General features: G+C 39.5%; 23 protein-coding genes. 10 read left to right on the plus strand and 13 right to left on the minus strand.

Annotated elements, in window-relative coordinates; translation table 11 throughout:
* Positions 1-523: 523 nt before the first annotated feature.
* The 7 genes from QNI15_RS27260 to QNI15_RS27290 form a co-directional block, all read right to left on the minus strand.
* Entirely contained in the window at positions 524-829 is a 306-nt protein-coding gene (locus tag QNI15_RS27260) for a putative quinol monooxygenase (RefSeq protein ID WP_314034773.1), read from the minus strand.
* Positions 830-914: 85 nt separating this feature from the next.
* Positions 915-1,574 carry an SDR family NAD(P)-dependent oxidoreductase gene (locus tag QNI15_RS27265; RefSeq protein WP_314034775.1) on the minus strand — a complete coding sequence of 220 codons (660 nt, stop codon included), beginning with the start codon at positions 1,572-1,574 and terminating at the stop codon, positions 915-917.
* Positions 1,556-1,708 carry a hypothetical protein gene (locus QNI15_RS27270; protein ID WP_314034777.1) on the minus strand — a complete coding sequence of 51 codons (153 nt, stop codon included), beginning with the start codon at positions 1,706-1,708 and terminating at the stop codon, positions 1,556-1,558. Before QNI15_RS27270 ends, QNI15_RS27265 begins: the two co-directional genes overlap by 19 nt.
* A 95-nt stretch (positions 1,709-1,803) precedes the next feature.
* Positions 1,804-2,373 carry a Crp/Fnr family transcriptional regulator gene (locus QNI15_RS27275; protein WP_313991818.1) on the minus strand — a complete coding sequence of 190 codons (570 nt, stop codon included), beginning with the start codon at positions 2,371-2,373 and terminating at the stop codon, positions 1,804-1,806.
* 820 nt (positions 2,374-3,193) lie between these two features.
* Complete coding sequence (locus QNI15_RS27280) at positions 3,194-4,471, minus strand: hypothetical protein (RefSeq protein ID WP_314034779.1); 1,278 nt, start codon at positions 4,469-4,471, stop codon at positions 3,194-3,196.
* 73 nt (positions 4,472-4,544) lie between these two features.
* Entirely contained in the window at positions 4,545-5,621 is a 1,077-nt protein-coding gene (gene aroC, locus QNI15_RS27285) for a chorismate synthase (protein ID WP_314034781.1), read from the minus strand.
* Positions 5,622-5,796: 175 nt separating this feature from the next.
* Positions 5,797-6,426, minus strand: coding sequence for a hypothetical protein (locus QNI15_RS27290; protein WP_314034782.1), 630 nt, complete (start codon positions 6,424-6,426; stop codon positions 5,797-5,799).
* A gap of 166 nt (positions 6,427-6,592) precedes the next feature.
* Here QNI15_RS27290 and QNI15_RS27295 point away from each other — a divergent pair, with 166 nt between their 5' ends.
* The 3 genes from QNI15_RS27295 to QNI15_RS27305 all read left to right on the plus strand — a co-directional run bounded on the left by QNI15_RS27295 (position 6,593) and on the right by QNI15_RS27305 (position 9,186).
* Positions 6,593-7,054, plus strand: a complete 462-nt coding sequence (locus tag QNI15_RS27295) for an SRPBCC family protein (protein ID WP_314034783.1) — start codon at positions 6,593-6,595, stop codon at positions 7,052-7,054.
* Between the two features lie 68 nt (positions 7,055-7,122).
* Positions 7,123-7,884, plus strand: a complete 762-nt coding sequence (locus QNI15_RS27300; RefSeq protein ID WP_314034784.1) for a phytanoyl-CoA dioxygenase family protein — start codon at positions 7,123-7,125, stop codon at positions 7,882-7,884.
* A 54-nt stretch (positions 7,885-7,938) separates the two neighbouring features.
* The gene (locus QNI15_RS27305) at positions 7,939-9,186 is read left to right on the plus strand and encodes a dicarboxylate/amino acid:cation symporter (RefSeq protein ID WP_313991802.1); all 1,248 of its coding nucleotides are present in this window, start codon (positions 7,939-7,941) and stop codon (positions 9,184-9,186) included.
* Between the two features lie 94 nt (positions 9,187-9,280).
* Here QNI15_RS27305 and QNI15_RS27310 read toward each other — a convergent pair whose 3' ends face one another.
* On the minus strand, positions 9,281-9,682 hold the full coding sequence (locus QNI15_RS27310; RefSeq protein ID WP_314034785.1) for a hypothetical protein: 402 nt from the start codon (positions 9,680-9,682) through the stop codon (positions 9,281-9,283).
* A gap of 38 nt (positions 9,683-9,720) precedes the next feature.
* Between QNI15_RS27310 and QNI15_RS27315 the strand changes: the two genes are divergently transcribed.
* The 3 genes from QNI15_RS27315 (at position 9,721) to QNI15_RS27325 (ending at position 11,031) form a co-directional block, all read left to right on the plus strand.
* Positions 9,721-10,065 carry a protein tyrosine phosphatase gene (locus QNI15_RS27315; RefSeq protein WP_314034786.1) on the plus strand — a complete coding sequence of 115 codons (345 nt, stop codon included), beginning with the start codon at positions 9,721-9,723 and terminating at the stop codon, positions 10,063-10,065.
* Positions 10,062-10,619 carry a hypothetical protein gene (locus tag QNI15_RS27320; protein WP_314034787.1) on the plus strand — a complete coding sequence of 186 codons (558 nt, stop codon included), beginning with the start codon at positions 10,062-10,064 and terminating at the stop codon, positions 10,617-10,619. Before QNI15_RS27315 ends, QNI15_RS27320 begins: the two co-directional genes overlap by 4 nt.
* 139 nt (positions 10,620-10,758) lie before the next feature.
* On the plus strand, positions 10,759-11,031 hold the full coding sequence (locus QNI15_RS27325) for a hypothetical protein (RefSeq protein WP_314034788.1): 273 nt from the start codon (positions 10,759-10,761) through the stop codon (positions 11,029-11,031).
* A gap of 52 nt (positions 11,032-11,083) precedes the next feature.
* On the opposite strand, the gene QNI15_RS27330 is transcribed toward QNI15_RS27325, so the two are convergent.
* The 3 genes from QNI15_RS27330 to QNI15_RS27340 form a co-directional block, all read right to left on the minus strand.
* Positions 11,084-12,076 carry a bifunctional heptose 7-phosphate kinase/heptose 1-phosphate adenyltransferase gene (locus tag QNI15_RS27330; RefSeq protein WP_314034789.1) on the minus strand — a complete coding sequence of 331 codons (993 nt, stop codon included), beginning with the start codon at positions 12,074-12,076 and terminating at the stop codon, positions 11,084-11,086.
* 178 nt (positions 12,077-12,254) lie between these two features.
* Complete coding sequence (locus tag QNI15_RS27335) at positions 12,255-12,479, minus strand: VF530 family protein (RefSeq protein ID WP_313991789.1); 225 nt, start codon at positions 12,477-12,479, stop codon at positions 12,255-12,257.
* 72 nt (positions 12,480-12,551) lie between these two features.
* Positions 12,552-13,766, minus strand: coding sequence for a pyridoxal phosphate-dependent aminotransferase (locus QNI15_RS27340; protein WP_314034790.1), 1,215 nt, complete (start codon positions 13,764-13,766; stop codon positions 12,552-12,554).
* Positions 13,767-14,001: 235 nt separating this feature from the next.
* Here QNI15_RS27340 and QNI15_RS27345 point away from each other — a divergent pair, with 235 nt between their 5' ends.
* The 3 genes from QNI15_RS27345 (at position 14,002) to QNI15_RS27355 (ending at position 16,726) form a co-directional block, all read left to right on the plus strand.
* On the plus strand, positions 14,002-14,850 hold the full coding sequence (locus QNI15_RS27345) for a DUF2911 domain-containing protein (protein WP_314034792.1): 849 nt from the start codon (positions 14,002-14,004) through the stop codon (positions 14,848-14,850).
* A gap of 289 nt (positions 14,851-15,139) precedes the next feature.
* Positions 15,140-15,931, plus strand: coding sequence for a 3-keto-disaccharide hydrolase (locus QNI15_RS27350; protein WP_313981026.1), 792 nt, complete (start codon positions 15,140-15,142; stop codon positions 15,929-15,931).
* 174 nt (positions 15,932-16,105) lie between these two features.
* Complete coding sequence (locus QNI15_RS27355) at positions 16,106-16,726, plus strand: hypothetical protein (protein WP_314034794.1); 621 nt, start codon at positions 16,106-16,108, stop codon at positions 16,724-16,726.
* A 96-nt stretch (positions 16,727-16,822) separates the two neighbouring features.
* Here the strand turns inward: QNI15_RS27355 and QNI15_RS27360 are convergent, their stop codons facing one another.
* A complete protein-coding gene (locus QNI15_RS27360; protein WP_313991778.1) occupies positions 16,823-18,712 on the minus strand; it encodes an amidophosphoribosyltransferase in 1,890 nt (629 codons plus the stop codon).
* A 97-nt stretch (positions 18,713-18,809) separates the two neighbouring features.
* Complete coding sequence (locus tag QNI15_RS27365; RefSeq protein WP_314034796.1) at positions 18,810-20,009, minus strand: NADH-quinone oxidoreductase subunit N; 1,200 nt, start codon at positions 20,007-20,009, stop codon at positions 18,810-18,812.
* 814 nt (positions 20,010-20,823) lie between these two features.
* Here QNI15_RS27365 and QNI15_RS27370 point away from each other — a divergent pair.
* Positions 20,824-23,037 carry a bifunctional alpha,alpha-trehalose-phosphate synthase (UDP-forming)/trehalose-phosphatase gene (locus QNI15_RS27370; protein ID WP_313991773.1) on the plus strand — a complete coding sequence of 738 codons (2,214 nt, stop codon included), beginning with the start codon at positions 20,824-20,826 and terminating at the stop codon, positions 23,035-23,037.
* Positions 23,038-23,102 lie beyond the last annotated feature (65 nt).

Below are 23,102 nucleotides of genomic sequence, written 5' to 3' on the forward strand. Positions count from 1 at the left end.
GAACATATCTCTCCCTACCACCTGTTACTTTTTTTGCTTGCCCAAAAATAGTAACCAAAAAAAGGGCACTTTCTGCCGAACCTCCCCCGCGCAAAGCCATGGGCTTTCCTCGCGGCAAAAAGATTGCCAACGCACAGCTACAACGGTTCGCGCTGAAAGGAACCATAACCCTATTTGTACCAAAAAAATACTTTTATTTTAACCTTACCTCTACACTAAAATAACACATGGCTCAGACAGCACATGATACGAGGAAAGCCCCTTATCTTTTTTAATTTTGAAGGCTTTAGGAAAAAGTCTCTTTTATCCTCATACCTCGCTGTCCTCCTGAAAGGACCTCGTGGCAAGACCGGCGGCCGTTGGATTCTGAATGTATTTGTTTCTTTCACAAACCAGGCATGGCTCTATTTATCCCGCCTGTCCCGACAGGGGCGGGAAGATCCTTTCAGGAGGACAAAAATGAGAGAAGCTCTCTTCAGTTGACAACATTGAATGCTTAAACCAATGCATCCTGAAGTTTATTTCACTGCTGGTCTAACGGCAGGTAGGTTGTTAAAGTAACCTCACGCTCTTCCAGCAGCGGCACGATTTGTCCGACTACCAGCGTCTGAAAATGGGTTGAATTGCGGTGTTCATTTAAGGCGGCCTCGTCTTTGTAACCTTCAAACAATACAAGGGTGTTTGGATCGGAGTTGCTTTGATGGATCTTATAGAAAAGATTTCCTTCTTCTTCGGTACTTTTCTTTACAACATCCGGAAGTAAGCCTAGTACAGTCTCCAGTTGGCCTTCTTTAACTTTCCATTTGGCAAATACATAGATAGATTCCATAATTTTACATTTTGTGGCAGATATGCCTTGTTTGAGAAGTGTTGAATTTGTTTGTTTGAATTATGTAGTGTAATCCTGCATACACTTAGTGAATACCTTTCAGGATACCTCCGTCTACTCTGATAGCGGCACCATTGGTAGCAGCAGCCAGTTCGCTTGACACATATAGAACAGTAGCAGCTACTTCCTCTGGAGAGATAAATCGTTGCAACAGACTAAGTGGTCGTGTTTCTGTGAAATATTGTTGTTCTACTTCTTTGGTAGTACTGTTTCGTTGCTGGGCAAGTTCTCCGATAAATCGTTCTACCCCATCTGAATAGGTAGGGCCTGGTAAAACGGAGTTGACAGTCACGCCTGTACCTTTGGTTAACTGAGCCAGACCATTGGCTATCGAAAGCTGGGCTGTTTTGGACATACCATAGTGAATCATCTCTGTAGGAATCTGTATAGCAGACTCGCTGGAAATAAAGATAACCCTCCCCCAGTTTTTTTCGAGCATTTTAGGCATATAAAAACGGGTTGTCCGCACCCCGGTCAGGACATTGATAGAAAATAGCTTAAGCCAGTCTTCATCTTTTGATTCGAAGAAAGGAACTGGCTCAAAGATGCCAAGATTATTTACAAGAATATCTACTTCAGGCAACTGTTGAGTCATTTGCATATATCCTTCTTCTGTGGCCAGATCTGCAACGACACCATACACTCTGGCATCAGGTATTTCGTTTTCTATACGGCGTTTGGCCATGTCAACTTTACTGGCATCCCGGCCATTATATACACAATGGCACCCTCTTTGGCAAATCCTTTGGCGATTGCATACCCGATACCGGCAGTAGAGCCAGATACGAAAGCAGTTTTGTTTTTTAGTAAGAGATCCATGATCGCTGTGTTTTAATTTATATACCAAAATTAGTACATAGCGATACGCAGACACAGGAGGCAAATCACAAAAAAAGTGTGACGGGAATCACACTTCATTTATGGGTAGAGTAAAGTCGGCTTAGTGTTTCGCGACTCACACCGAGATATTCGGCTATATATTTTTTAGGGATTTTTTGTGTCATATGCGGGTATAGATGATTGAACTCTTCATATCGTTGCTGAGGGGTGCTGGAGAGTAGGGATATAATGCGTTGTTGCTGGGCAACATACCCTCTGGTCAGTTTTACTCTGAAAAAATGTTCCATCTTATGAAGGTCTGCAGATAGTGTTTCCCTGCCCTGAAGTTTCATACACAGAACTTCTCCATCTTCCATACAAACGATATTTAACCGGGCCTGTTTCTGATAAAAGTAGGCCTGGTAATCTGACATCCACCAGTTTTCGCCTGCAAATTGTACGATGTGTTCTTTCCCATCATCATCCAGGTAAAACATTCTGAAAATGCCCGCCATGATCAGGTATTCGAAGTTTGCCTGATCTCCATCCTGAATGAGATACTGGTGTTTTTTTACCCTTCTTGGAGTGAAAAAGGTTTTAATATGTTCGAATTCTTCATCGGTAACAGCTATTACTTCTTCAATGTGTTGGCGTAGTTTTTCCATGAATGCTTGAGCTACTGGAATGTGGTTTTGTTGGGTGAAAAGAATAGGACAGAAAGAGTATGTAAAAAGTAGTAGCTAAAAATAGGTAAAAAAAATAGTCCTGCCAAGTGATTGAAATGGGAGTAGCCGGAATGAGGATAGGCTTTGATTTCGTATTCTGTTTTGTCGCTTTTCTGATGGTGTTTTAGAATCTTTTCTTACAGAAAGAACCTCTCTGTCTTTCTAAGGATCTATCTCCCTCCTGTCCTTCTGAAAGAAACTTCCCGCCACGCCTTGGCGTGAGTGGGACACGTGTGAAAAATAGAGTGACGTTTGGCTTCTGAGAGAAAAAAATATACTCCAGCCGGAAAGGTCGCTAACCTTTACAAGATATGAGGTTCTTTCAGAAGGACAAAAAATAAAAAGTAAAAAACAGAGAATATTTCTTAAGTTAACAACTTTAACAGATGCTTGTGTTCACGACTTTCTTTATTTACAGAAAAGTTATGAGGTAGGATAAGGTAAATGACACTTACCAAAATTTTTGTTGAGTCTAGTTTAGGTCAAACATTTTTCTGGGCATAACTATATGCATGAATTATTTTTACAAGGAAGTCCATCTTCTTTGAGTGAAAGAATATTTTGCATAGAGTTTGTTGCAAAAATGCTGATGCGTTGAATTGACCGCAAAAAAGTTTTTGCATAGAATTAACCGCAAGTTTTGTTTTTAATCGGAATTCACCGCAAAAAATTTCGTGAGCATAATTCAGTTCAAACACAAAAAAGTATAGAACCATGCACAAAATAAATTGATAACAGGATGATCTTGATTCAATAGTTGTCAAAATGGCTCCTGATCGGGGATCAAGCCATTATTGAGCTGAAACAATGTGCGGTTAGAGGTTTGTATCTCTGCGAAGGAAATTAACAGATCTTTCGTTTTGGGTTTTGGCTTGCCTGCCTGTTTGGTCTCTACACGTTGGATGACCACTTCATACCTACGGTTAAAATAAAGCAAAGACATGCTGGCATGCAGTGTAGGAGTAACCATTCCTTTTGAGACCGATTTGTCATCTGCTTCAAATACGTAGAGGTTAGAACGGATATTGAGTGCCACAAACTTGCCTGTAAGCTGAATCGTACGATCTGACAGGTATTCCAGCCGGTTCAGATTTTCCAGAATCTGACCAGCATCCTGGTAGCCTATCCCCTGCTGCCATTGTAACTGCGTATAATGGTTGGCCCACTTTAACTGAAGTTGCAGACGGTTTGTCTTGATCAGCTTCAGCAAATTCTGGTAGCTGGTTACTACGCGTCCATCTATCTGGTCTGCAAAGACTTTCAGTTTTTCAAAATCAAAACTAGCTTGAATAAACTCATACCAGTATCGGCTAAACTTATCCGGTTCGCTTTCCTGCCCAAACATAGGCAACTGCTGATTGCGGGGGCGTAGCAAAATAGTAAAGGAACCTGGGAGTGTGTGTAACAACTCGTAATGAGAAGCTGTCGTAATCAGTTTCTTATGATCTTCCCGTACAAAACGTTCGGTCAGATGTCGGGTATCTGTTTGCTTTTTATAATAACTCAATCCCAGCCCATCCGCTATCTCATACAGATGATTTAATGCCGGTGCCAGCAGTGATAAATCAATAGTGCCATAGCCTACCTTAGGAGATTCACTAAAATGAATTTGCAGCAAGCCAGAATCGTACTGTGCAGATAAGTTCAGCAAATCAACAGGCTGAGCATGGGGATTACCTTTGTACAAAGAATCCTTAGGAGGCAATTGCCGGGCTGGTATATCTGCTGGAAACAAAATCTGTACATTGCGGTATTGTAATTCAGACCCGTTGTCTGTTTCCAGTGAATACAGAAACCCATCTGGTGGAGCCAGAAAGATGTTTTGCAAGGAGAGTTTGCGATCGGTGTATTTAACCAGTTGTTCGAGACGTACCCGACAAACTAACCAACGATTTTGCAGCAAATCCCCTTCTATCCAATAAAACAGATAATGCTCTCCTCCTTCACTCACAAAGTGAGATAGCAGTGGCTGACCCTTGTAAATCAAGTCAGCGATTTTGCGTAATGAAGGAAAGGCGAAGCGTTTGGGGGTCTGCATGAACAACCGTTAGTTCACAGATAGCATATTGGTGACAGAAAACAATATCTATAAGTATAGTAATAGCCAGAGTTTACACTCTGGCTGATCTGTTTCGAAGATAAAAGTCGGCAAGTACCAGTGCTGCCATAGATTCGACAATGGGTACAGCCCTTGGTACTACACATGGATCATGGCGGCCTTTGCCTGTGACAGTTACTACATTGCCATGCAAGTCAATACTTTCCTGATCCTGCATAATAGTAGCTACAGGCTTAAAGGCTACATTAAAGTAAATATCCTCTCCATTACTGATTCCACCTTGTATACCTCCTGAGTAATTAGTGCGTGTATGCACGTTTCCCTGTTCATCTGTATAAAAGGCATCATTATGCTGTGAACCATACCAGGATGCGCCTTCAAATCCACTGCCATATTCAAATCCTTTCACGGCATTAATTCCCAGCATCGCCTTACCTAGTTCGGCATGTAGCTTATCAAAAACCGGCTCTCCCCAACCTACAGGCGTTCCTTTGACCACACACGTTACAATACCTCCAATAGAATCTCCATTCTTACGCGTTGCATCAATCAGATCAAACATCTTCTGAGCCGTTTCCGGATCAGGGCAACGAACTGCATTCTCTTCTGCCAGTGCAATATTCAATTCAGAGTAATGTTTTTCCAGAGCCAGCTTTCCTACTTTGCTTACATAGGCTTCAATCCTTACCCCCACTTGTGCCAAAAGCAGTTTGGCGACAGCACCAGCCGCTACACGAGCAGCTGTTTCACGGGCTGAACTGCGTCCTCCTCCTCTGTAATCACGTGTGCCATATTTAGCCTGGTAGGTATAGTCAGCATGGCTGGGACGAAACTGCTCGGCAATATGTGAGTAATCATGGCTTCGCTGATCTTCGTTCATGATTACCATGGCAATAGGTGTTCCTTGCGTTTTTCCTTCAAATACACCTGACAATATCTGAAATTCGTCTTTTTCGCGACGTTGTGTAGTAATACGACTCTGACCAGGTTTGCGTCGGTTTAGTTCTTGCTGAATGAAATCGGTATCAATGGTTAATCCAGCCGGGCAGCCATCAATAATCACTCCAATTCCTGCTCCATGTGATTCACCAAATGTCGTAATTCGGAAAGCTTTACCGTAAGAATTCATTTATCGTTAATTAGTCGTTAATCCAGAAGGGAAGAATCCAATTACAAAAATGGGCATTAAATCTGAGAATCGTATCCTTTTGTATCAAAAACCTGCTAAATCTATAGAAAAACCAATAAAAAAGCCTCCCATAAGGAAGGCTGTCATGCATTTTTCTACCTGATAAAGAAAATCTCTAGCGATCTCCTCCCAAATTAAAGCTTATACTGGCTCTAAGTACAATAGGTATACTGAATAGTTGGGCATAGGGAGTGGCTGTTTCAATATAGTTCAAGTTATAGAGAATGGTAAAACTTTGCGAACCGGAATCACCTTCAGTCACAAATGCAGCGCCAATTAGCGGATTACCAATTGTCTGGCGAGGGAAAGAGCCATCCGGATTGAGTTGGTAATATTTTATACCCTGAATAATAACCATTTTCACTGCATTCATCACCTCATATTCAGCATGAGCAAAAAAGGTGCGATAAATACGATGTTGTGCCCAAACACGTGCTCCCCAGACACTGGCTGTAGTTCGGCCACTACCTGTACCATTATTAAAAGAAGTAAACATATAAAGTGGCCCGGCTGCCACACTGCTATTTTCGCTTGGATGATAGCCAAAGGTAGGTGATATATAGGCACCAAATGAACCACTGCCCAGCGAAGGAGTTAAATTGACGGCGACAAAGGTTTTTTTCCAGAAATCTTCTGGTTTGGTGCGTTCTTTTAGAATAGGTCGGCCACTGGCACTATCCAGTACCTGTGCCTGTATACAAAACAACGTACTTAGAAATAAAACGCTGAGAATTAGTTTCTTCATGATTTTTTAGATGAAAAATAAAGTGGCTCTACAGTTTTAATTTGAGAGTAATGTTAATATCATAACAAAAATCAGAAGAGGGAGTTTGTATGTAGACAACGAAGGTCCGAATATTTACCATACAAAGGTCAGTAATTATTTTGAAAGGTTATATATCCTGTTGCTTATGTATTTTGAGATTGTTACCGAAGTCAAAGCCAATTTTGAGACTGTTGTCGCAAATTTTGATCAGCGCCTGTTGACCAAGGTTTCGCCCAGTTTCCCTCCTGCCCGATTGTTACGTTATGATGGCAACATGCCAGGTAATGAAGTACATGTGGAACTAAACTTTCTGCTCTTCAGGCAAGTCTGGAAAAGTAAAATTATTTCTTTCCAGAAAAATGAGGAGGACATGGTGTTTGTGGATGAAGGAACAGAATTGCCTTTCTTTCTCTCCTACTGGCATCATGAACACAGAGTGGAGCGGAAAGGTCAGTCAAGTCTTATTCGGGATAAAGTTACCTTTCGAACACCGCTAGTTATCACAGATTATCTTATGTTTCCAGCAATGTATCTGCAATTCTGGTCGCGTAAAGCCAAATATCGTCGTTACTTCCGTAATCTGGTATTTTCAGAAGGTGGGAAATAGCCAATGTGGCTATGCTATTTTTGGATAAGGGCAGGTTTTCCTATCTTGCAGGCTATATCCTTTACACTATGCATGCATTTTTGGCTCAGGTATCAACGTATAAAGAAAAATTAACTAACGATGGCTTTGTGGTGATAGAAGATATCTATCAGGCTCAGGAAGTTGAACAGTTAATCAACTATCTGGAAACGAGTACAGGTGAAGGGCCAAATTTTCGGAAAACGGATGATTTGTTTGCGATCCGTAACTTCCTGCATGAAGTGCCTCATGTTAATTCGCTACTGTGGACGGATACCCTGCGCCAGGTGATTGAGCAATTGTTTGGGTCAGATTATTTCTGTATCAAATCTATCTTCTTCGACAAGCCTCCTCTATCCAACTGGATGGTTGCCTGGCATCAGGACCTGATGATATCTGTAGATAAACGCAAAGAAATAGCTGGTTTCGGTCCCTGGATAAACAAACACGAAGCCTACAATGTACAGCCTCCTGTACAGATGCTGGAAAATATCTATACTATTCGACTGCATCTGGATGATTGTGATGAAACCAATGGAGCACTAAAGGTAATTGCAGGTTCACATACAACTGGTGTACTTTCTTCAGAACAGTTACTACATCAGACGAAGAAACAAAAAGAAGATGTCTGTTGTGTAAAGAAAGGTGGGATTATGATTATGAAACCACTTTTGTTACATTCATCCTCTAAAAGTACGGCATCCCGCAACCGACGGGTTATCCATCTGGAGTTTGCTAACCAGCAACTGCCTGGCGATCTGAACTGGAAAGAATATATTAATCAGCAAAACAACTACACTACTGTACTATAGGAATGGGCTACGTATGACCCTTTCATTGACACACTAAAACAACCTAACTAACTCATGAAACTAAATATTACGTGGCGGATCGTTATAGGTATGGTGCTGGGCATCATAACGGGTTACTTTATTCACGAAAGCTATATTTTCTCACCTGAAGCAGGCCCCAACTTTGCCTTATTAAGCAAAGTATTTCTCCGGCTGATCAAAATGATTATTGGACCACTGGTCTTCTCTATGCTTGTAGTAGGCATTGCCAAACTAGGTGATTTCAAGCAAGTGGGACGGATTGGTGCAAAGACATTAGGGTATTTTTATCTGGCAACAATCCTGTCATTGATTGTTGGGCTGTTGGTAGTAAACGTAATGAAGCCAGGCGAAGTGATGAATCTGAAATTGCCTGAACAGGGAACAGATACAGGTATTGAAGCCAAAAAGCTGACCTTACAGGGATTTCTGGAGCATGTATTCCCCCAAAGTTTTGCTGAAGCATTGGCTACCAATGAAATCCTTCAGATCGTTGTTTTCTCTATCTTTTTTGGAATTGCAGTAGGAGCTATCGGAGAGAAAGGCAAAATTCTGGTCAAGGCGCTGGATGCTGTGTCTCATGTGATGTTTAAGATTGTAGGGTATGTAATGCAGTTTGCTCCCTTTGGTGTGTTTGGAGCTATTACAGCTGTTGTAGCCCGTGAGGGATTAGGTATTTTTGTGGGATATGCGTATTTGATTTTCAGTTTTTTCCTTGGTTTGTTCTTTTTCATTTTTATAGTACTCTGGGTTATCTGTATCATTGCCAAAGTACCATTCCTCCCATTGATGAAAGTGATCCGGGAAGCACTACTACTCTCGTTTAGTACTGCCAGTTCAGAAGCTTCCATGCCTCAAACCATTGAAGCATTAGAGAAATTTGGCTGTCCTCCCCGTATCATCAGCTTTGTGTTGCCATTAGGTTATTCATTTAACCTGGACGGCTCTATGTTGTATATGACCTTCGCTACGGCATTTATTGCCCAGGCCTATCATATGCCATTAACGTTGACACAGCAGATTACCATGATGCTAACTCTGTTGGTTACTTCCAAAGGTATTGCTGGTGTACCCAGAGCATCGCTGGTAATTATAGCAGGAACTATGTCGTTATTCAATCTGCCTGGTGAAGGCTTAGCCTTATTATTAGGTATCGATCAGATACTGGATATGGGCCGTTCAGCTACTTCTGTAGCAGGTAATGCAGTGGCAACGTGTGTGGTAAGTCGCTGGGAAGGTGAAGCGGATTTCAGTACTCAGCATCACCTATCAGAAAAAGTATAATCAGCTACTATATTTTTATAAGACGTTGTGGATGAAATCCTTTTTTCATCCACAACGTCTTATTTTTTAATAGAGATATGTAAGCTGGAAACTCTTACCTACTTATAACACTCACATTTCCTTTTGTAAGAGCATCTATATCCTCTACTGCCACTACCCGAATCTTCTTATTCTGAAAACAATTGGCAGATAGATCATCTGCAATCTTTTGTAGAATGGATTGCTGCTTTTGAGAATTAATTGAGGGATTCAGTTCAATCAGGACTGAGTACTCAGATACTTCTTCTGAATGCTTGTTTATTTTGAAGTTTGTTTTTAATTCGGGATATGCTTTTGGAAGGTAGTCAAGCATTTGAGAGGCTATAGGTTGTGTTCCTTCTTCTTCGTAATAACATATAGTATATTGGTTGTGACTTATACATATATCAGACAAGTCGCCACAGCTTGCCAATAAGAGAATGCAGGATAGAAAATACCAAAGTAAAATGTTTCGCATATACACAAGTAACTAATTTTTCAGATCTATCCCAACCCATGAATATCCTGTTTCTTTGTACTGCCAATAAAAATCGTTCACGAACAGCTGAGGATTATTTTCGGGAGCATTATCCACAACATCAGTTTCGTTCTGCCGGACTCAGCCAGCGTTTGTGTGAAAAAGAAGGAACTACACTGGTAACAGACCAAATGCTGGAGTGGGCTGATAGGATATTTGTTATGGAAGCTCATCATCAGGAACGTATTCAACAATATACCGGAACACTGTACCTACATAAGATTAACGTGCTTGGGATAGAAGATATTTACACGTATAAGGTTGAGCTAGTCACTCTTTTAATACGCATGATGCAACAAGCAGAAAGAACATTATTTATATGAAATTCAACTATACATTATTTATTTATCGGATACTGCCTGTTATATGTATTGTACTAGCATTGTGGTTTATGGTTATCGAGATTTATGCATGGGCATACTTCTTTTTTATCATAGGTGTTCCTGTTCACGCTATCTTTCCAAAGATCCATCTAATTTATTGGTTATATGCAGAGTTTGCAATTGTAATTAGTATAGCGATTTTATACCGACATTCCTATGCTAAAATTTGGTTTGAGACAGTTCTTATAGGTCTTATACTTACACTAATTTTGGATTCTATATACTGGATTGTAGATTATTGGTTACCTGAATATGGTATGTACAACGAAATATATCGAACATTCCATGGCTTTCAGCGACATTATTTTTTTATCTTCCTTGTGTTCTTCGTTCAACCTAATCCTATCATTTGTAGTGTGATAGTATCTCTAATAGCAGGAGTTTATTATTTCTGGAAGGTACAACCTGTATCCAAGGATCGTTGGTATTGGACAAAGTTGGTTGTATTTAATATTGTTCTGATTTATGTGGCAAAGTATGGAATCTATTCCTGAACCTTGTTACTAACTATAATCATTAATCAAATCTTAATCACAAAATCCTTGTCTTTTTGCATTTATCTGTTTTCTTTGCTTACAGCGCTGTAGTATAAGCCTGTCAATGTATAATCATAACATATCCACACGTACCATTATGAAAATCGACGAAATTGTAAACGAAATAGCTTCTAAAGTTGGCATTTCTCATGCCCAGGCACAATCTGCCTTTTTAGCATCTGTAGAATATATCAAAGGAAAATTACCTGATTCTGTAGGTTCTCAGGTGACAGGCTTGCTCGAAGGCAAAGAATTTGATGCAAGTGCTATTATAAAAGAACAAGCTCAGGAGAAATTTGAAGAGCTGAAGCATGATGCTACAGAAGCTTTTGAAAACCTGAAAGAAAAAGGAAAAAACTTCTTTAGTTAATTGTGATATCAGAGACAGGAAATCTACTTTTCTGTCTCTGATACATATAAGATCAGTTTTTGATCTGAATACTATTTTCGATTGCCTCTTCCAGTAATTTTTGCTTGTCAACAGGCACTACTCCTGCATATTCACATACCAGTCCCCCTCCCAGGTTAGATAACTCGGCTATTACCAAAGGAGGTAATTTCAGTGCCAGACATAAAGCTGCAATACTCACTACAGTATCTCCTGCTCCTGACACATCCGAAATCTGACGTATATGGGCTGGTATATGATGTTTCTCTCCATCCAGATCAATAAATACCCCTCTCTCTGAAAGAGTAAGTAATACCCCTTCGAGTTGAAGATGTTGTTTTAATTGATCCAAAGCTCCTTCCAGTTCATTGCGATGAGCTACATTGAAATCTATCTTCAATCCTTCCCGTAATTCTTTCAGATTGGGTTTAAAGAGAGTTGCATGTTTATAGTGCAGGAAGTTACGTTTCTTGGGGTCTACAATAATAGGTATTTCTAGTTTACGAGCTGCTTCTGTAATTTCCTGAATCAAGACTTCATCCAGAACACCTTTATCATAGTCTTCAAAAATAACCACATCAGAATCAGGAAGAAGGCCGAGTATTTTTTTAGTCAGTTCTGCTTTTTCCTGGGCTAGAAGAAGATTCTCCATCTCAGAATCAATGCGCAGCATCTGTTGAGAACCAGAGATAATACGGTGTTTAATAGTCGTAATGCGGCTGGCACTAGCTACGATGCCCTCACGTGTCAAATTGCTTTCGTCAAGCAGTTGTAAGAAGTCCTGCCCATCCGTATCAGCTCCAATTACTGCACAAAGGATGGGTTCTGCTCCCAGTGACTTTACGTTTAAGGCTACATTGGCAGCGCCTCCCAGACGTTTTTCACGTTTCTTGACACTTACAATAGGTACAGGTGCTTCTGGCGAAATGCGGTCTACCTTACCCCACAGATACGAATCAACCATTACATCACCAATAATCAATACACGTAAATTATTAAACGCCTCAAATATCTCAGAAAGATTCATGTTTCAATCAGCAATAAAAAAGATCAGGTAAAAGAATTGGCAAAAAAACAAAAACCCTAACAGACTTCCGAATGCTTTTATGTATTTGCTTTGAATGCAGAGGTAGTAATGGAAGCTTGTTAAAGGGAATATTGTGTAAAACGTTTGATCCTGAAAAATATGTTTGTGACAGGAATCTTTATTTATTGAGAAGGGTAGCAATATACAAATCTTCCACCTTTTTGCGTGCCCAGGGCGTTTTGCGCAAAAAAGTGAGGCTAGACTTAATACTTGGGTCATACATGAAACACCGGATCTCAATGCGGTCACCAAGTCCATCCCATCCATAGTAGTCAACCAGATAGTTAAGAATCATTTCAAGGGTTTTACCATGTAGAGGGTTATTAGGTTGTTCCTGACTCATAAGGAAAGAAAGTAAAAAACCCTTGTATGAAACAAGGGTTTGTATTTATAAAGTGTGAATATACTTAGAATATTATTTCAGATTGCCAAGTGCTGTCTTGATACGGTTAATCGCTTCAGTCAGATTTTCATCTGAAGCTGCTGTTGACAGTCGAATACAGTTAGGTGCACCAAATGCTGCACCAGATACAGTAGCTACATGGCCTACATTCAGTAGATACATTGCCAGATCATCTGCATTATTGATTTTATTAGTGCCATCTGACTTACCAAAATAATAACTCATATCAGGGAATGCATAGAAAGCACCCTGAGGAACAGAGATCTTCAAACCTGGAATTTCGCGTAGTCCGGCAATGACCAGATCCCGGCGACGGCGATACGCCTCTGCCATTTTACGAGTATCATCCAGAGGTCCTGTCAGTGCAGCAACAGCTGCTTTCTGAGTAATAGAGCAAGTACCAGAAGTGACTTGGCCCTGAATTTTGTCACAGGCATCTGCAATCCACTTGGCTGCAGCAATATAACCCAGACGCCATCCTGTCATAGCATATCCTTTCGAACAACCGTTTACAGTAATAACACGGTCTTTGATAGATGGGATAGAACCAATGCTGAAGTTTTTGCCTTCAAATACAATATATTCATAAATCTCGTCAGCCATGACAAAGATATTTTCATGACGTTCTACTACCTGTCCGATCTTGCGAAGTTCTTCTTCTGTAAATACAGATCCTGTTGGATTACAAGGAGAAGAGAACATTACAAGTTTGGTACGAGGAGTGATAGCTGCTTCAAATTCTTCAGCAGTAACTTTAAAATCGTTTTCCAGAGAACCGGTTACCAATACCGGTTTACCTTCTGCCAACACCACCATCTCACTATAACTTACCCAGTAAGGAGAGAAAATAATTACTTCATCACCAGGGTTGAGCAACGCCAGCAATACATTGGTTAATGACTGTTTTGCTCCAGTAGATACTACAATGTTTTCAGGTTTCCAATCCAGGTTGTTGTCTCTACGTAGTTTTTCTGCAATAGCAGAACGCAGATCAGCAATACCAGATACAGGAGTATATTGTGTGAAATTATCATCAATAGCTTTCTTGGCAGCGTCCTTTATATGTTGAGGGGTAGGAAAGTCGGGCTCGCCAATGCTTAGGCTAATTACCTTAACACCTTGAGCAGCTAATTCACGGGCTTTTTTCGTCATCGCCAGTGTGGCAGATTCTGCCATGGCATTTACGCGGTCTGAAAGAACGGATACTGGGTCCAGTACTGCTGACATGATTTGGTTTGAGGTTAAATTACTAAAATATAATTTGGAGGATTAATGGCTAAATAAGATATTATTTTAACCGGGTAAAAATACGCATTTTTGGTCTTAGTTACTAATTATTTTGTTCCTTTCGCATATAGGACACTTATACGACAATTACTTATTTTCCTGAGAGAGTTTAGAAAAGAATATATACTTTTACCCCGTTGTTTATTTTAACGCAAAACAAATCCCTAAAAATCGTATGAGAAAATTAGTATTCAGCACACTTGTTTGCTGTTGGATCGCTTTTACTTCTATCCAGGCTCAGATTGCTACGCCTCAACCAAGTCCAGGTGCTTCTATTTCACAGAGAGTAGGCCTTGTAGATGTGAAAGTAGATTATTCCCGTCCTAGTCTGAGAGGTCGTAAACTATTTGGTGAAGTCCGTGAGTATGGAAAAGTATGGCGTACAGGTGCTAACCAGGCAACCAAGATTACCTTCAGTGATGATGTAACACTGAATGGTAGTAAAGTACCTGCAGGTGAATACGCCCTGTTGTCTATCCCAACAGCCCAAGAATGGACTATCATTCTGAGTAAAGATTTGAAAACAACAGAGCAAAGCTACAAACAGGAAAATGATGTAGTACGTTTTGTGGCAAAACCCACAGCACTTCCTGCCAAAGTTGAAACATTTACTATTGATTTTTCGGATCTGACTACTAATGGTGGTAATCTGAATATCTGTTGGGAGAATGTTAAAACCTCAATAAAGATTGAGACAGACGTAGACAAAAAAGTTATGGCTCAGATCAAAGAGAAGGTAATTGATAATCCTACTCCTGCTGCTGGTGATCTATTTGCTGCCGCTGTATACTATCTGGATAATAATCGTGATTTGCCACAGGCTCTTACCTGGATGAACAAAGCCACTGAGACTAACCCTCAATTCTGGCAATTACACCAGAAAGCGAAATTGCAGGCGAAGTTGAAAGATTACAAAGGTGCAACTGAGAGTGCTAAGAAATCCATAGAGTTAGCTAAAGCTGCCAGCAATAACGATTATGTGAAAATGAATGAGAAGTTATTAGCTGAAATGCCTAAAAAATAAATTCATTGAATGTAGGAATCATAAACGCCTGTAGAAATATCCTCTACAGGCGTTTGTTTTTATATAAGTTAAAATCGTTGTTTTGAAACGTTTTGCAAATGTTCAATCCTCTGTACATCATCTTATTGTAGTTAGAGGTTACTAAAGAAAGGCAGGATTTATTAAATGAGATCACAATTTGGATTAATTTTTGTAACAAGAAGTAAAAGTTTTCCTTAAAATGTTCTAATTTTCGCAACAATCTGTCAATTTACATTTTGTTTAAACCCTCTTTTTTATAGTAATTGTTATGCAAAAAAACACACTTACGTTCATTGCCATAAGTTTGCTTTTGGGGTCAGCAGCTATTGCACAAGCTCCTTCTCAGGAAAAGGCGCAAATGAAGCCGGAAATGACCGAATCCTGGGAACCCGAAGTGAAAGTAACAACCCCCGGTGCCAACAGCAGCGCTCCTTCTGATGCTATTGTTTTGTTTGATGGAAAAAATCTGGATCAGTGGGTTTCTACCAATGATCCGCAAACTGCTGCTCAGTGGACCGTTGCCAATGGAGTATTCACGGTTAAGAAAGGAACTGGTAATATACAGACTAAAGAATCGTTTTTAGATTATCAACTGCATATCGAATGGCGTATTCCTGAGAAAATTACTGGTACAGGACAAGGAAGAGGAAACAGTGGATTGTTTCTGGCATCTATTGGAAAAGGAGATGCTGGGTATGAGTTACAGATTGTGGATTCTTATAACAACCGTACTTATGCTAACGGACAAGCCGGAAGTATTTACAAGCAGACTCGTCCTTTAATAAATGCTATGCGCAAACCAGGTGAGTGGAATGTGTACGATATTGTATTTACAGCTCCACGCTTTAAAGAAGATGGTTCCTTGTTTTCACCAGCTCGGGTAACTGTATTGCACAATGGGGTTTTAATCCAAAACAATACTGAGTTGAGAGGTCCTACCCAATACATTGGCCTGGCAGAATATAAAACAGCACATGGCAAATCTCCAATTAAATTACAAGACCATGGAGATCCTAGTGAGCCAATCAGCTTCAGAAACATCTGGATTCGTCCTTTGTAAGACATAGAAGGAAATTCGAGGAAATTGTTATAGCCAGAGCCAAAACTCTGGCTATTTTCTTTTATTTATTACATTTGGCAGTAATTTTTTCTTTATAAACTATAACTTTTCATCTTTGTTCTTTCGTATAAGTAGTAATAAACTAAGCATGGCCAAATCTGAAAAGTACGCATCATGAAAAATCTGAAAAAATCAATCATTCTATCTTTGTGCATTCTTCAAGGTATTCTATTCTCAGCACAAGCTCAGAATAGTCTTAATAGTCAGTATCAGCAACTTAAAGAAGGGTCTAATAATTATCAGGATTTCAAGGTTATTAAACAAACATCGTTGGATGCATTCTGGAGCAAGGTGCAGGATTCTGTAAATGTAACCAAGAAAAAGTTGAAGGCTTCAACAGACGAAATCCAGGCACTGAAGACGCAGGTAGCGAAACTGGAACAACAGGTAAAGGCTAAAGAAGATCAGATGCAAAAAAATGATGAGGCTAGTCAACAAGTACCAGTCCTGGGAATAAATGTAGATAAGAACGGCTATGTAATGTTTAGCTATATAGTATATGTTGCTCTTCTGGCTGTATTAGCATTCTTTTTCTTCCAGTATAAAAATAGCAACCAAGTAACTGTAAGCACACGAAAAGACTTTGAAGAGGCTCGTGACCAGGTAGATGATTATAAGAAAAAGTTGTTGGAAATACAAACGGCTTTGGGACGGGAACTTCAGACAGAACGAAACCGGGTAGATGAAATGAAACAGGAAATTTCTAAATTACGTAACCAGACGGCTGCAAAGTAAAAGCTTTTCTTACATCTCTAGTAAACCTCAAGATCACATAAAAAGAAAGCCCTCAATATCGTATTGAGGGCTTTCTTTTTATGTGATCTTGATACATTAATAAGCTCTGACAGAAACGCCAGACATATAATTCATAAAAGATTTATTTACAACTTTGTTACCTCCCAGAGTTGGGTAATTACCTGTAAAGTACCAATCACCTGTATGATTAGGACAAGCCTTGTGAAGGTTTTCAACAGTTTGGAAAACAACTTCTACTTTGGCATACAGATTATGTGGACGAATAATCTCTGCAATTTTGTTTGAGACTTCTTCATCAGTAAAGTTATCATATACTGATTTTACAAAGTTCTCTTCATGAGCTCTGTCGTTCCAGAATGCACTCTTACATTCTTCTAATATATTGTACAATTTTTCTGACTGACCTCTTTCTTCCAGTAATGCTAGTGCTGCCCGGAAAGCTACAAATTCTTTCATACGTGACATATCAATACCATAGCAGTCAGGATATCGTATCTGAGGAGCAGAAGAAACTACAACAATCTTCTTAGGTCCTAAACGATCCAAAATGCGTAAGATACTCTTCTCAAGAGTAGTTCCACGTACAATAGAATCATCTACCAGTACCAATGTATCATATCCACGGCGGATAACGTCATAGGTTGTATCGTATCCAGCCGACACCATATCATCCCGATGATCATCGTCAGTGATGAATGTACGGAGCTTAGCATCCTTAATAACCATCTTCTCTACCCGAGGACGTATAGAAAGTAGTTTGTCCAGTTCTTCAGGAGATGCTTTTTCTGCTACAGCTTTTTTGCGTTGTTCACTTAACCAGGTTTCCATTCCCTCCATCATACCTAAAAATGCTGTCTCTGCTGTGTTAGGTACGTAAGAGAAGACTGTATTTTCCAGATCGTAGTCAATTGCCTTCAGTACCTGAGGAATCAATAAACGACCTAGTTCTTTACGTTCATTATAAATAGCAGGATCTGAGCCACGGGAGAAATAAATACGTTCGAAACTGCAGGAACGTTTTTCGAGTGTATTAATAAACGGATGTTCAGCAAAATCTCCGTTTTTCTGTATAACTAAGGCATGACCAGGCTGAATCTCCCGAATAGAGTCATAGGAAATGTTAAAGGCAGATTTGATCGCAACCCGTTCAGATGCTACTACTACTACTTCATCATCTGCATAATAGTAGGCAGGGCGAATGCCAGCAGGATCACGGGCTACAAATGCCGCTCCATGTCCAATCATTCCGGCCATTGCGTAACCTCCATCAAAGTCACGACAGGAACGACGTATTACCCGTGGGATATCCATCTTCTCCTCAATCACATGACTCATCTCCACATTTGTATATTGATCCTTATACAGATCAAAAATACGTTGGTTTTCTTCGTCCAGGAAGTGACCAATCTTCTCCATTACTGTGATAGTATCTACTTTTTCTTTTGGATGTTGTCCCAAGGAAAGCAGCTTATCAAACAGATCGTCTACATTGGTCATATTGAAATTTCCAGCTACTACCAGATTTCGACTTCGCCAGTTGTTTTGTCGAAGAAACGGATGGCAGCTTTCTATGCTATTCACTCCATGAGTTCCATAACGCACATGTCCCAGTAGGACCTCTCCTGTAAATGCGACATTTTCTTTCAACCATTGAGCATCATAGATCCGGTCTTTGTGGCCTTTGGTAGATTTCTGGAATTTCTTGTTGATCTTCTTGAAAATCTTGGCAATAGGTTGGTTGTCGATAGATCGGTAGCGGCTGATATAGCGAATTCCGGGAGGAACACCTATTTTAATAACCGATACACCTGCTCCATCCTGACCCCGATTACTTTGTTTCTCAAGCATCTGGTATAGTTTGTTGACTCCATATAGGGAGGTGCCATATTTGTCAATATAATATTGATATGGCTTGCGGAGGCGGATCATCGCGATACCGCATTCGTGTTTTATAGGATCACTCATATTGAGAAGAAAGGATGCTCAAAAATAATAGTTTTGTGATGGAACAAAAAATTAATATTTTCTAAAAACATGTACGTATATAGAATCCTTTTGTTTCTTAACGCAGGAATAATCCTAAAGATTCAGTAAGCCATGAGGATTTAAAAAATAATACCAGTACAGGAGCCATTACAGCAATTAAAAGGATAATTTCTGTCCAGTGAAAAGACTTAATTGATGGAGAATAAGAGGTTGTTCCGGATTTAAAAAAGAGGTAGTATGGAATACGTAAATAATAGAATATAGAAACCGCAATATTAAGTAATCCCCAGCCAAAAAGAATCAATAATAATACATTCCCTGACTGAGTATAAATAGTCCATAAGGAAGAAAAGATCAGGAGTTTGGCTGTAAAACCAACTGTAGGAGGCAAGCCTGCCAGAGCAATCATAATAATAACTATTGCAATACCTAAACCTGGGAAGTTCATACCGAGTCCTTTGTAATCATGTATGGTATGAGAATCAGTGATGCGTTCCAGCCAGAGCAATAACAGAAAGGCACTCACATTGATAAATAAATAAGTTATTGAATAAAATAAGAAAGTCTCAACAGAAAATGTATTTCTCCCTAAAAGTCCTATCAATAAGAAACCTGAATGTGCAATAGATGAGTAAGCCATCATTTTGCGTGAATTGGATTGTGCCAGAGCTGAGAAATTACCGATAGTAATGCTGGCAATAGACAAAATAGCGATAAAAGATTGAAACCCAAATTTATCAATTGTATCTAGTTGACTAATTATCAATAATATGAATAGAGCAGCAAGTTTTGGTGCAATAGAGAAGAATGTAACAACCGATAAAGGAGCTGCATCATATATATCAGGCGCCCATACATGAAAAGGTACTACCGCAATTTTGAACAATATACCTGATAGTGTTAAGATCAAGGCTATAGTGACAAGTAATGGAGGTTGTATGGCTAGTGTTTCCCAGAATACAGTATCCAGAAATACCAGTGATCCGGTCAGTCCATATAACCAGGATATGCCATAAAGCATAACTCCTGAACTCATGGCCCCAAATAGAATATAACGTAGACTTCCCTGTGTACTGCGTTTATTGTCCGCAAAGTAGGTTAGTGCATAAGAACTTATAGAAACTAACTCAATTCCCAGATATACTATCATCAGATGAGAACCCATAATCATCAAATGTAAACCCAACAATAAAGCTGTCAGGATTGCAAAGAATTCCCCACTTTTGGTATATGTTTTTTTCTCAATCCATGCTAACAGGATGGTGAAAATACCCATAAGCTGGAATATACATTTGAAGAGAATTGTATATTGGGTGCTATGAACCATCCCCAAAAAAGATCCGGAAGATTTTTGGAAAGAGAGAGGATATTGAGTAACAGACAGAAAGAATATGCAACAAAAACCTGCTATAGCAAGCCAACCTGTAGGTTTGTAGGATTGCTTATGAAAGATCAGATCCGTTGTAATTAGAAGTATAAAAAGCAAAACCAGTCCAGTTTCTGGATAAAATCCTGATAAACTTATGAGTAACTGATTTAGTTTTTCAGAAAGCGAAAGTGCCAAGGCGAGTGAAAGGTTGCAATGATAAACAGAAAATGAGGTATTTGTTCGCCAAAAATAATCCACATTTTCGAATTATAACTCAGATTAGCAAACACTCTTTTTTATTTGGAAAAATTTATACTAATCTACAGACGTATATAGTGCCTGATTTTGAAGTTGTGAACGAATTTTTGTGGATTTGGTATAAAATTTTATAAAAATAATCTAATTTAAAGATGTTGTAAAAACAAAGCCTTTATCTTTGCAATACAAAATTAAAGTAGGATATATAAAATTTTGCATGGAAAATCCATACTATAGCTTAGTAGACTCTCTTAAAAGCTTGGAATAGTTGGATGTTAAATAGAGATGTTGGGCGAAAGAGCAGAAAGAATTATGAAAAATTAATCATTTCTTTACTTATTTTCTTATATAAACTTGTAACTTCGGAAGGAAAGAGGAAAGAATTGTTTCCAATTTATTTTTTTCTGAAATAAATCAGTACATTTTCAGCGATTAAAATACCCATTTACCCCACTCATCAGACATGCCAAGACTTATTACCATATCGAACCGGCTTCCAATCTCTGTTAAAGTTAAAGAAGGAGAATTTGTTTACGAACAGAGTGTAGGTGGATTAGCTACCGGTTTGAGTTCAACCGATGCCAAAGAAAATTATTGGGTAGGTTGGCCAGGAATGACCATCAAAGCGGATGATCAGGCTGCATTGGCTGCACGTATGAACAAAGATAACCTGCAACCAGTGTTCTTAACGGATCGGGAATATGAAAATTTCTATGAAGGATTCAGTAATAAGATAATCTGGCCGTTGTACCACTATTTCAAGCAATATGCGAGCTATAAGAAAACATACTGGGAAGCATATCGTCAGGTGAATGAACGATTTTGTGAGGAAGTACAGAAAATAGCCCGTCCGGATGATGTTTTCTGGGTACATGACTATCAGTTGATGTTGTTACCCAAAATGTTACGTGAAAAATTTCCGGATGCTACAATTGGTTATTTCTTACATATACCTTTTCCTTCTTATGAGTTATTCCGTTCACTGCCATGGCGTAAAGAAGTATTGGAAGGAATATTAGGTGCGGATCTGGTTGGTTTCCATACCTATGATTATGTAAGACATTTTCTAAGTGCCACGACCCGGATTCTGGGCTTAAATCATTCGTTGGGTAAAGTAAATATGGCAGGCCGTATAGCTGAGGTAGATTCTTTCCCTATGGGTATTGACTATGATAAATTTGCCAAGGCTGTATTTGAGAAAGAGACGATTCGTGAAATTATAGAACTGAGGCAACAGTTAGGAAAAGATAAAATTATCCTTTCTGTTGACAGGTTAGATTATTCCAAAGGCATTTTACAGCGTATTCAGGCATTTGAACGTTTCCTGGAACGGTATCCGGAATGGCAGGGGCAGGTAACACTATTACTAATATTAGTTCCTTCCCGTGCTACTGTAGATCAGTACCAGCAACTAAAAGAGGATATTGACCAGGCTGTAGGGCGTATTAACGGTAAGTTTAATACATTACGCTGGACACCTATTCATTATTTCTACAGAGCGTTACCTTTCAATACATTGGCGGCTGTGTATTATATGGCAGACATTGCCCTCATTACTCCTTTCCGGGATGGAATGAACCTGATCGCGAAAGAATATATTGCAACCAAAACAGATCAGACCGGTGTGTTGATTTTAAGTGAGATGGCAGGGGCTGCAAAAGAACTTACTGAGGCAATTCTTGTAAATCCGGATGATCCACATGATATTGTGCGTGCTATTCATAAGGCACTAACTATGCCTGCAGAGGAGCAAATGGCCCGAAATACAGCTATGCAACAGACGTTGCGCCGTTACAATGTAAAGCGCTGGTCAGAAGTTTTCCTGGATCGATTGAAAGAGGCAAGACTATCTACCGAAAAAATCAAGCGGAAACAATTTAACGAACGTGTATTGACCGAAATAACTGAAGCCTATACTACAACAGAAAAGAGACTCTTCCTGTTGGATTATGACGGTACACTAGTAGATTTCCATGATGATCCTCAAAAAGCTTCTCCGGATGAGTACTTGTATAGCCTGCTGAAAAAGCTTAGCAAAAATCCGGATAATTGTGTGGTTGTTATAAGTGGTCGTGACAAAGAAACACTGGAAAGATGGCTGGGGCACCTGCCGTTAGGAATTGTAGCAGAGCATGGTGTATGGAACAAAGATATGGATGGCGAATGGACACATGCCGATTTCCTGGAAACAGATTGGAAAGAAGAAATTCGTCCGATTATTGAATACTTTGTAGATCGAACACCCGGATCTTTCATTGAAGAAAAACATTTCTCTCTGGTATGGCATTACAGAAAATCAGATCAGGGATTGGCAGAGATGCGTGTGCATGAATTGATTGAGCAGCTGGCACAATACATCACTCCTCGTCGCTTACAGATACTGGAAGGAAATAAGGTAATAGAGATTAAAAATGCCAGCATAAACAAAGGACATGCTGTACATCGTTGGATGGAGAAATATCCCGGCTGTTTTGCTTTAGCAGCAGGAGATGATCATACGGATGAGGATACCTTTAAAGCCTTGACAAACTATCCTAATGCCTATACATTGAAGGTTGGACACAACCAGACGGCTGCTATGTATAATCTGCCTTCGAATCGGGATGTATTACGTACACTCCATACATTATCAGAGCAGCCTGTAACAGAAGCAAAATATGCTAATAAAACAGCCTGAGTGATAAACTCAAAAAATGGAAATAACAAAAAAAGCCTTCTCAAAAAGAAGGCTTTTTTAACATT

Source organism: Xanthocytophaga flava, from assembly GCF_030068545.1.
Classification (GTDB): domain Bacteria; phylum Bacteroidota; class Bacteroidia; order Cytophagales; family 172606-1; genus Xanthocytophaga; species Xanthocytophaga flava.

Bases quoted from the DNA above. Each gene is read 5' to 3' on its own strand.
- QNI15_RS27320 (WP_314034787.1), top strand. From the start codon at position 10,062: ATGAAATTCAACTATACATTATTTATTTATCGGATACTGCCTGTTATA.
- QNI15_RS27355 (WP_314034794.1), top strand. From the start codon at position 16,106: ATGAAAAATCTGAAAAAATCAATCATTCTATCTTTGTGCATTCTTCAA.
- QNI15_RS27275 (WP_313991818.1), bottom strand. From the start codon at position 2,373: ATGGAAAAACTACGCCAACACATTGAAGAAGTAATAGCTGTTACCGAT.
- QNI15_RS27270 (WP_314034777.1), bottom strand. From the start codon at position 1,708: ATGGATCTCTTACTAAAAAACAAAACTGCTTTCGTATCTGGCTCTACT.
- QNI15_RS27345 (WP_314034792.1), top strand. From the start codon at position 14,002: ATGAGAAAATTAGTATTCAGCACACTTGTTTGCTGTTGGATCGCTTTT.
- QNI15_RS27370 (WP_313991773.1), top strand. From the start codon at position 20,824: ATGCCAAGACTTATTACCATATCGAACCGGCTTCCAATCTCTGTTAAA.
- QNI15_RS27350 (WP_313981026.1), top strand. From the start codon at position 15,140: ATGCAAAAAAACACACTTACGTTCATTGCCATAAGTTTGCTTTTGGGG.
- QNI15_RS27330 (WP_314034789.1), bottom strand. From the start codon at position 12,076: ATGAATCTTTCTGAGATATTTGAGGCGTTTAATAATTTACGTGTATTG.
- QNI15_RS27335 (WP_313991789.1), bottom strand. From the start codon at position 12,479: ATGAGTCAGGAACAACCTAATAACCCTCTACATGGTAAAACCCTTGAA.
- QNI15_RS27360 (WP_313991778.1), bottom strand. From the start codon at position 18,712: ATGAGTGATCCTATAAAACACGAATGCGGTATCGCGATGATCCGCCTC.
- aroC (WP_314034781.1), bottom strand. From the start codon at position 5,621: ATGAATTCTTACGGTAAAGCTTTCCGAATTACGACATTTGGTGAATCA.
- QNI15_RS27305 (WP_313991802.1), top strand. From the start codon at position 7,939: ATGAAACTAAATATTACGTGGCGGATCGTTATAGGTATGGTGCTGGGC.
- QNI15_RS27295 (WP_314034783.1), top strand. From the start codon at position 6,593: ATGTATTTTGAGATTGTTACCGAAGTCAAAGCCAATTTTGAGACTGTT.
- QNI15_RS27260 (WP_314034773.1), bottom strand. From the start codon at position 829: ATGGAATCTATCTATGTATTTGCCAAATGGAAAGTTAAAGAAGGCCAA.
- QNI15_RS27290 (WP_314034782.1), bottom strand. From the start codon at position 6,426: ATGAAGAAACTAATTCTCAGCGTTTTATTTCTAAGTACGTTGTTTTGT.
- QNI15_RS27340 (WP_314034790.1), bottom strand. From the start codon at position 13,766: ATGTCAGCAGTACTGGACCCAGTATCCGTTCTTTCAGACCGCGTAAAT.
- QNI15_RS27315 (WP_314034786.1), top strand. From the start codon at position 9,721: ATGAATATCCTGTTTCTTTGTACTGCCAATAAAAATCGTTCACGAACA.
- QNI15_RS27300 (WP_314034784.1), top strand. From the start codon at position 7,123: ATGCATGCATTTTTGGCTCAGGTATCAACGTATAAAGAAAAATTAACT.
- QNI15_RS27310 (WP_314034785.1), bottom strand. From the start codon at position 9,682: ATGCGAAACATTTTACTTTGGTATTTTCTATCCTGCATTCTCTTATTG.
- QNI15_RS27325 (WP_314034788.1), top strand. From the start codon at position 10,759: ATGAAAATCGACGAAATTGTAAACGAAATAGCTTCTAAAGTTGGCATT.
- QNI15_RS27280 (WP_314034779.1), bottom strand. From the start codon at position 4,471: ATGCAGACCCCCAAACGCTTCGCCTTTCCTTCATTACGCAAAATCGCT.
- QNI15_RS27265 (WP_314034775.1), bottom strand. From the start codon at position 1,574: ATGGCCAAACGCCGTATAGAAAACGAAATACCTGATGCCAGAGTGTAT.
- QNI15_RS27365 (WP_314034796.1), bottom strand. From the start codon at position 20,009: ATGGGTATTTTCACCATCCTGTTAGCATGGATTGAGAAAAAAACATAT.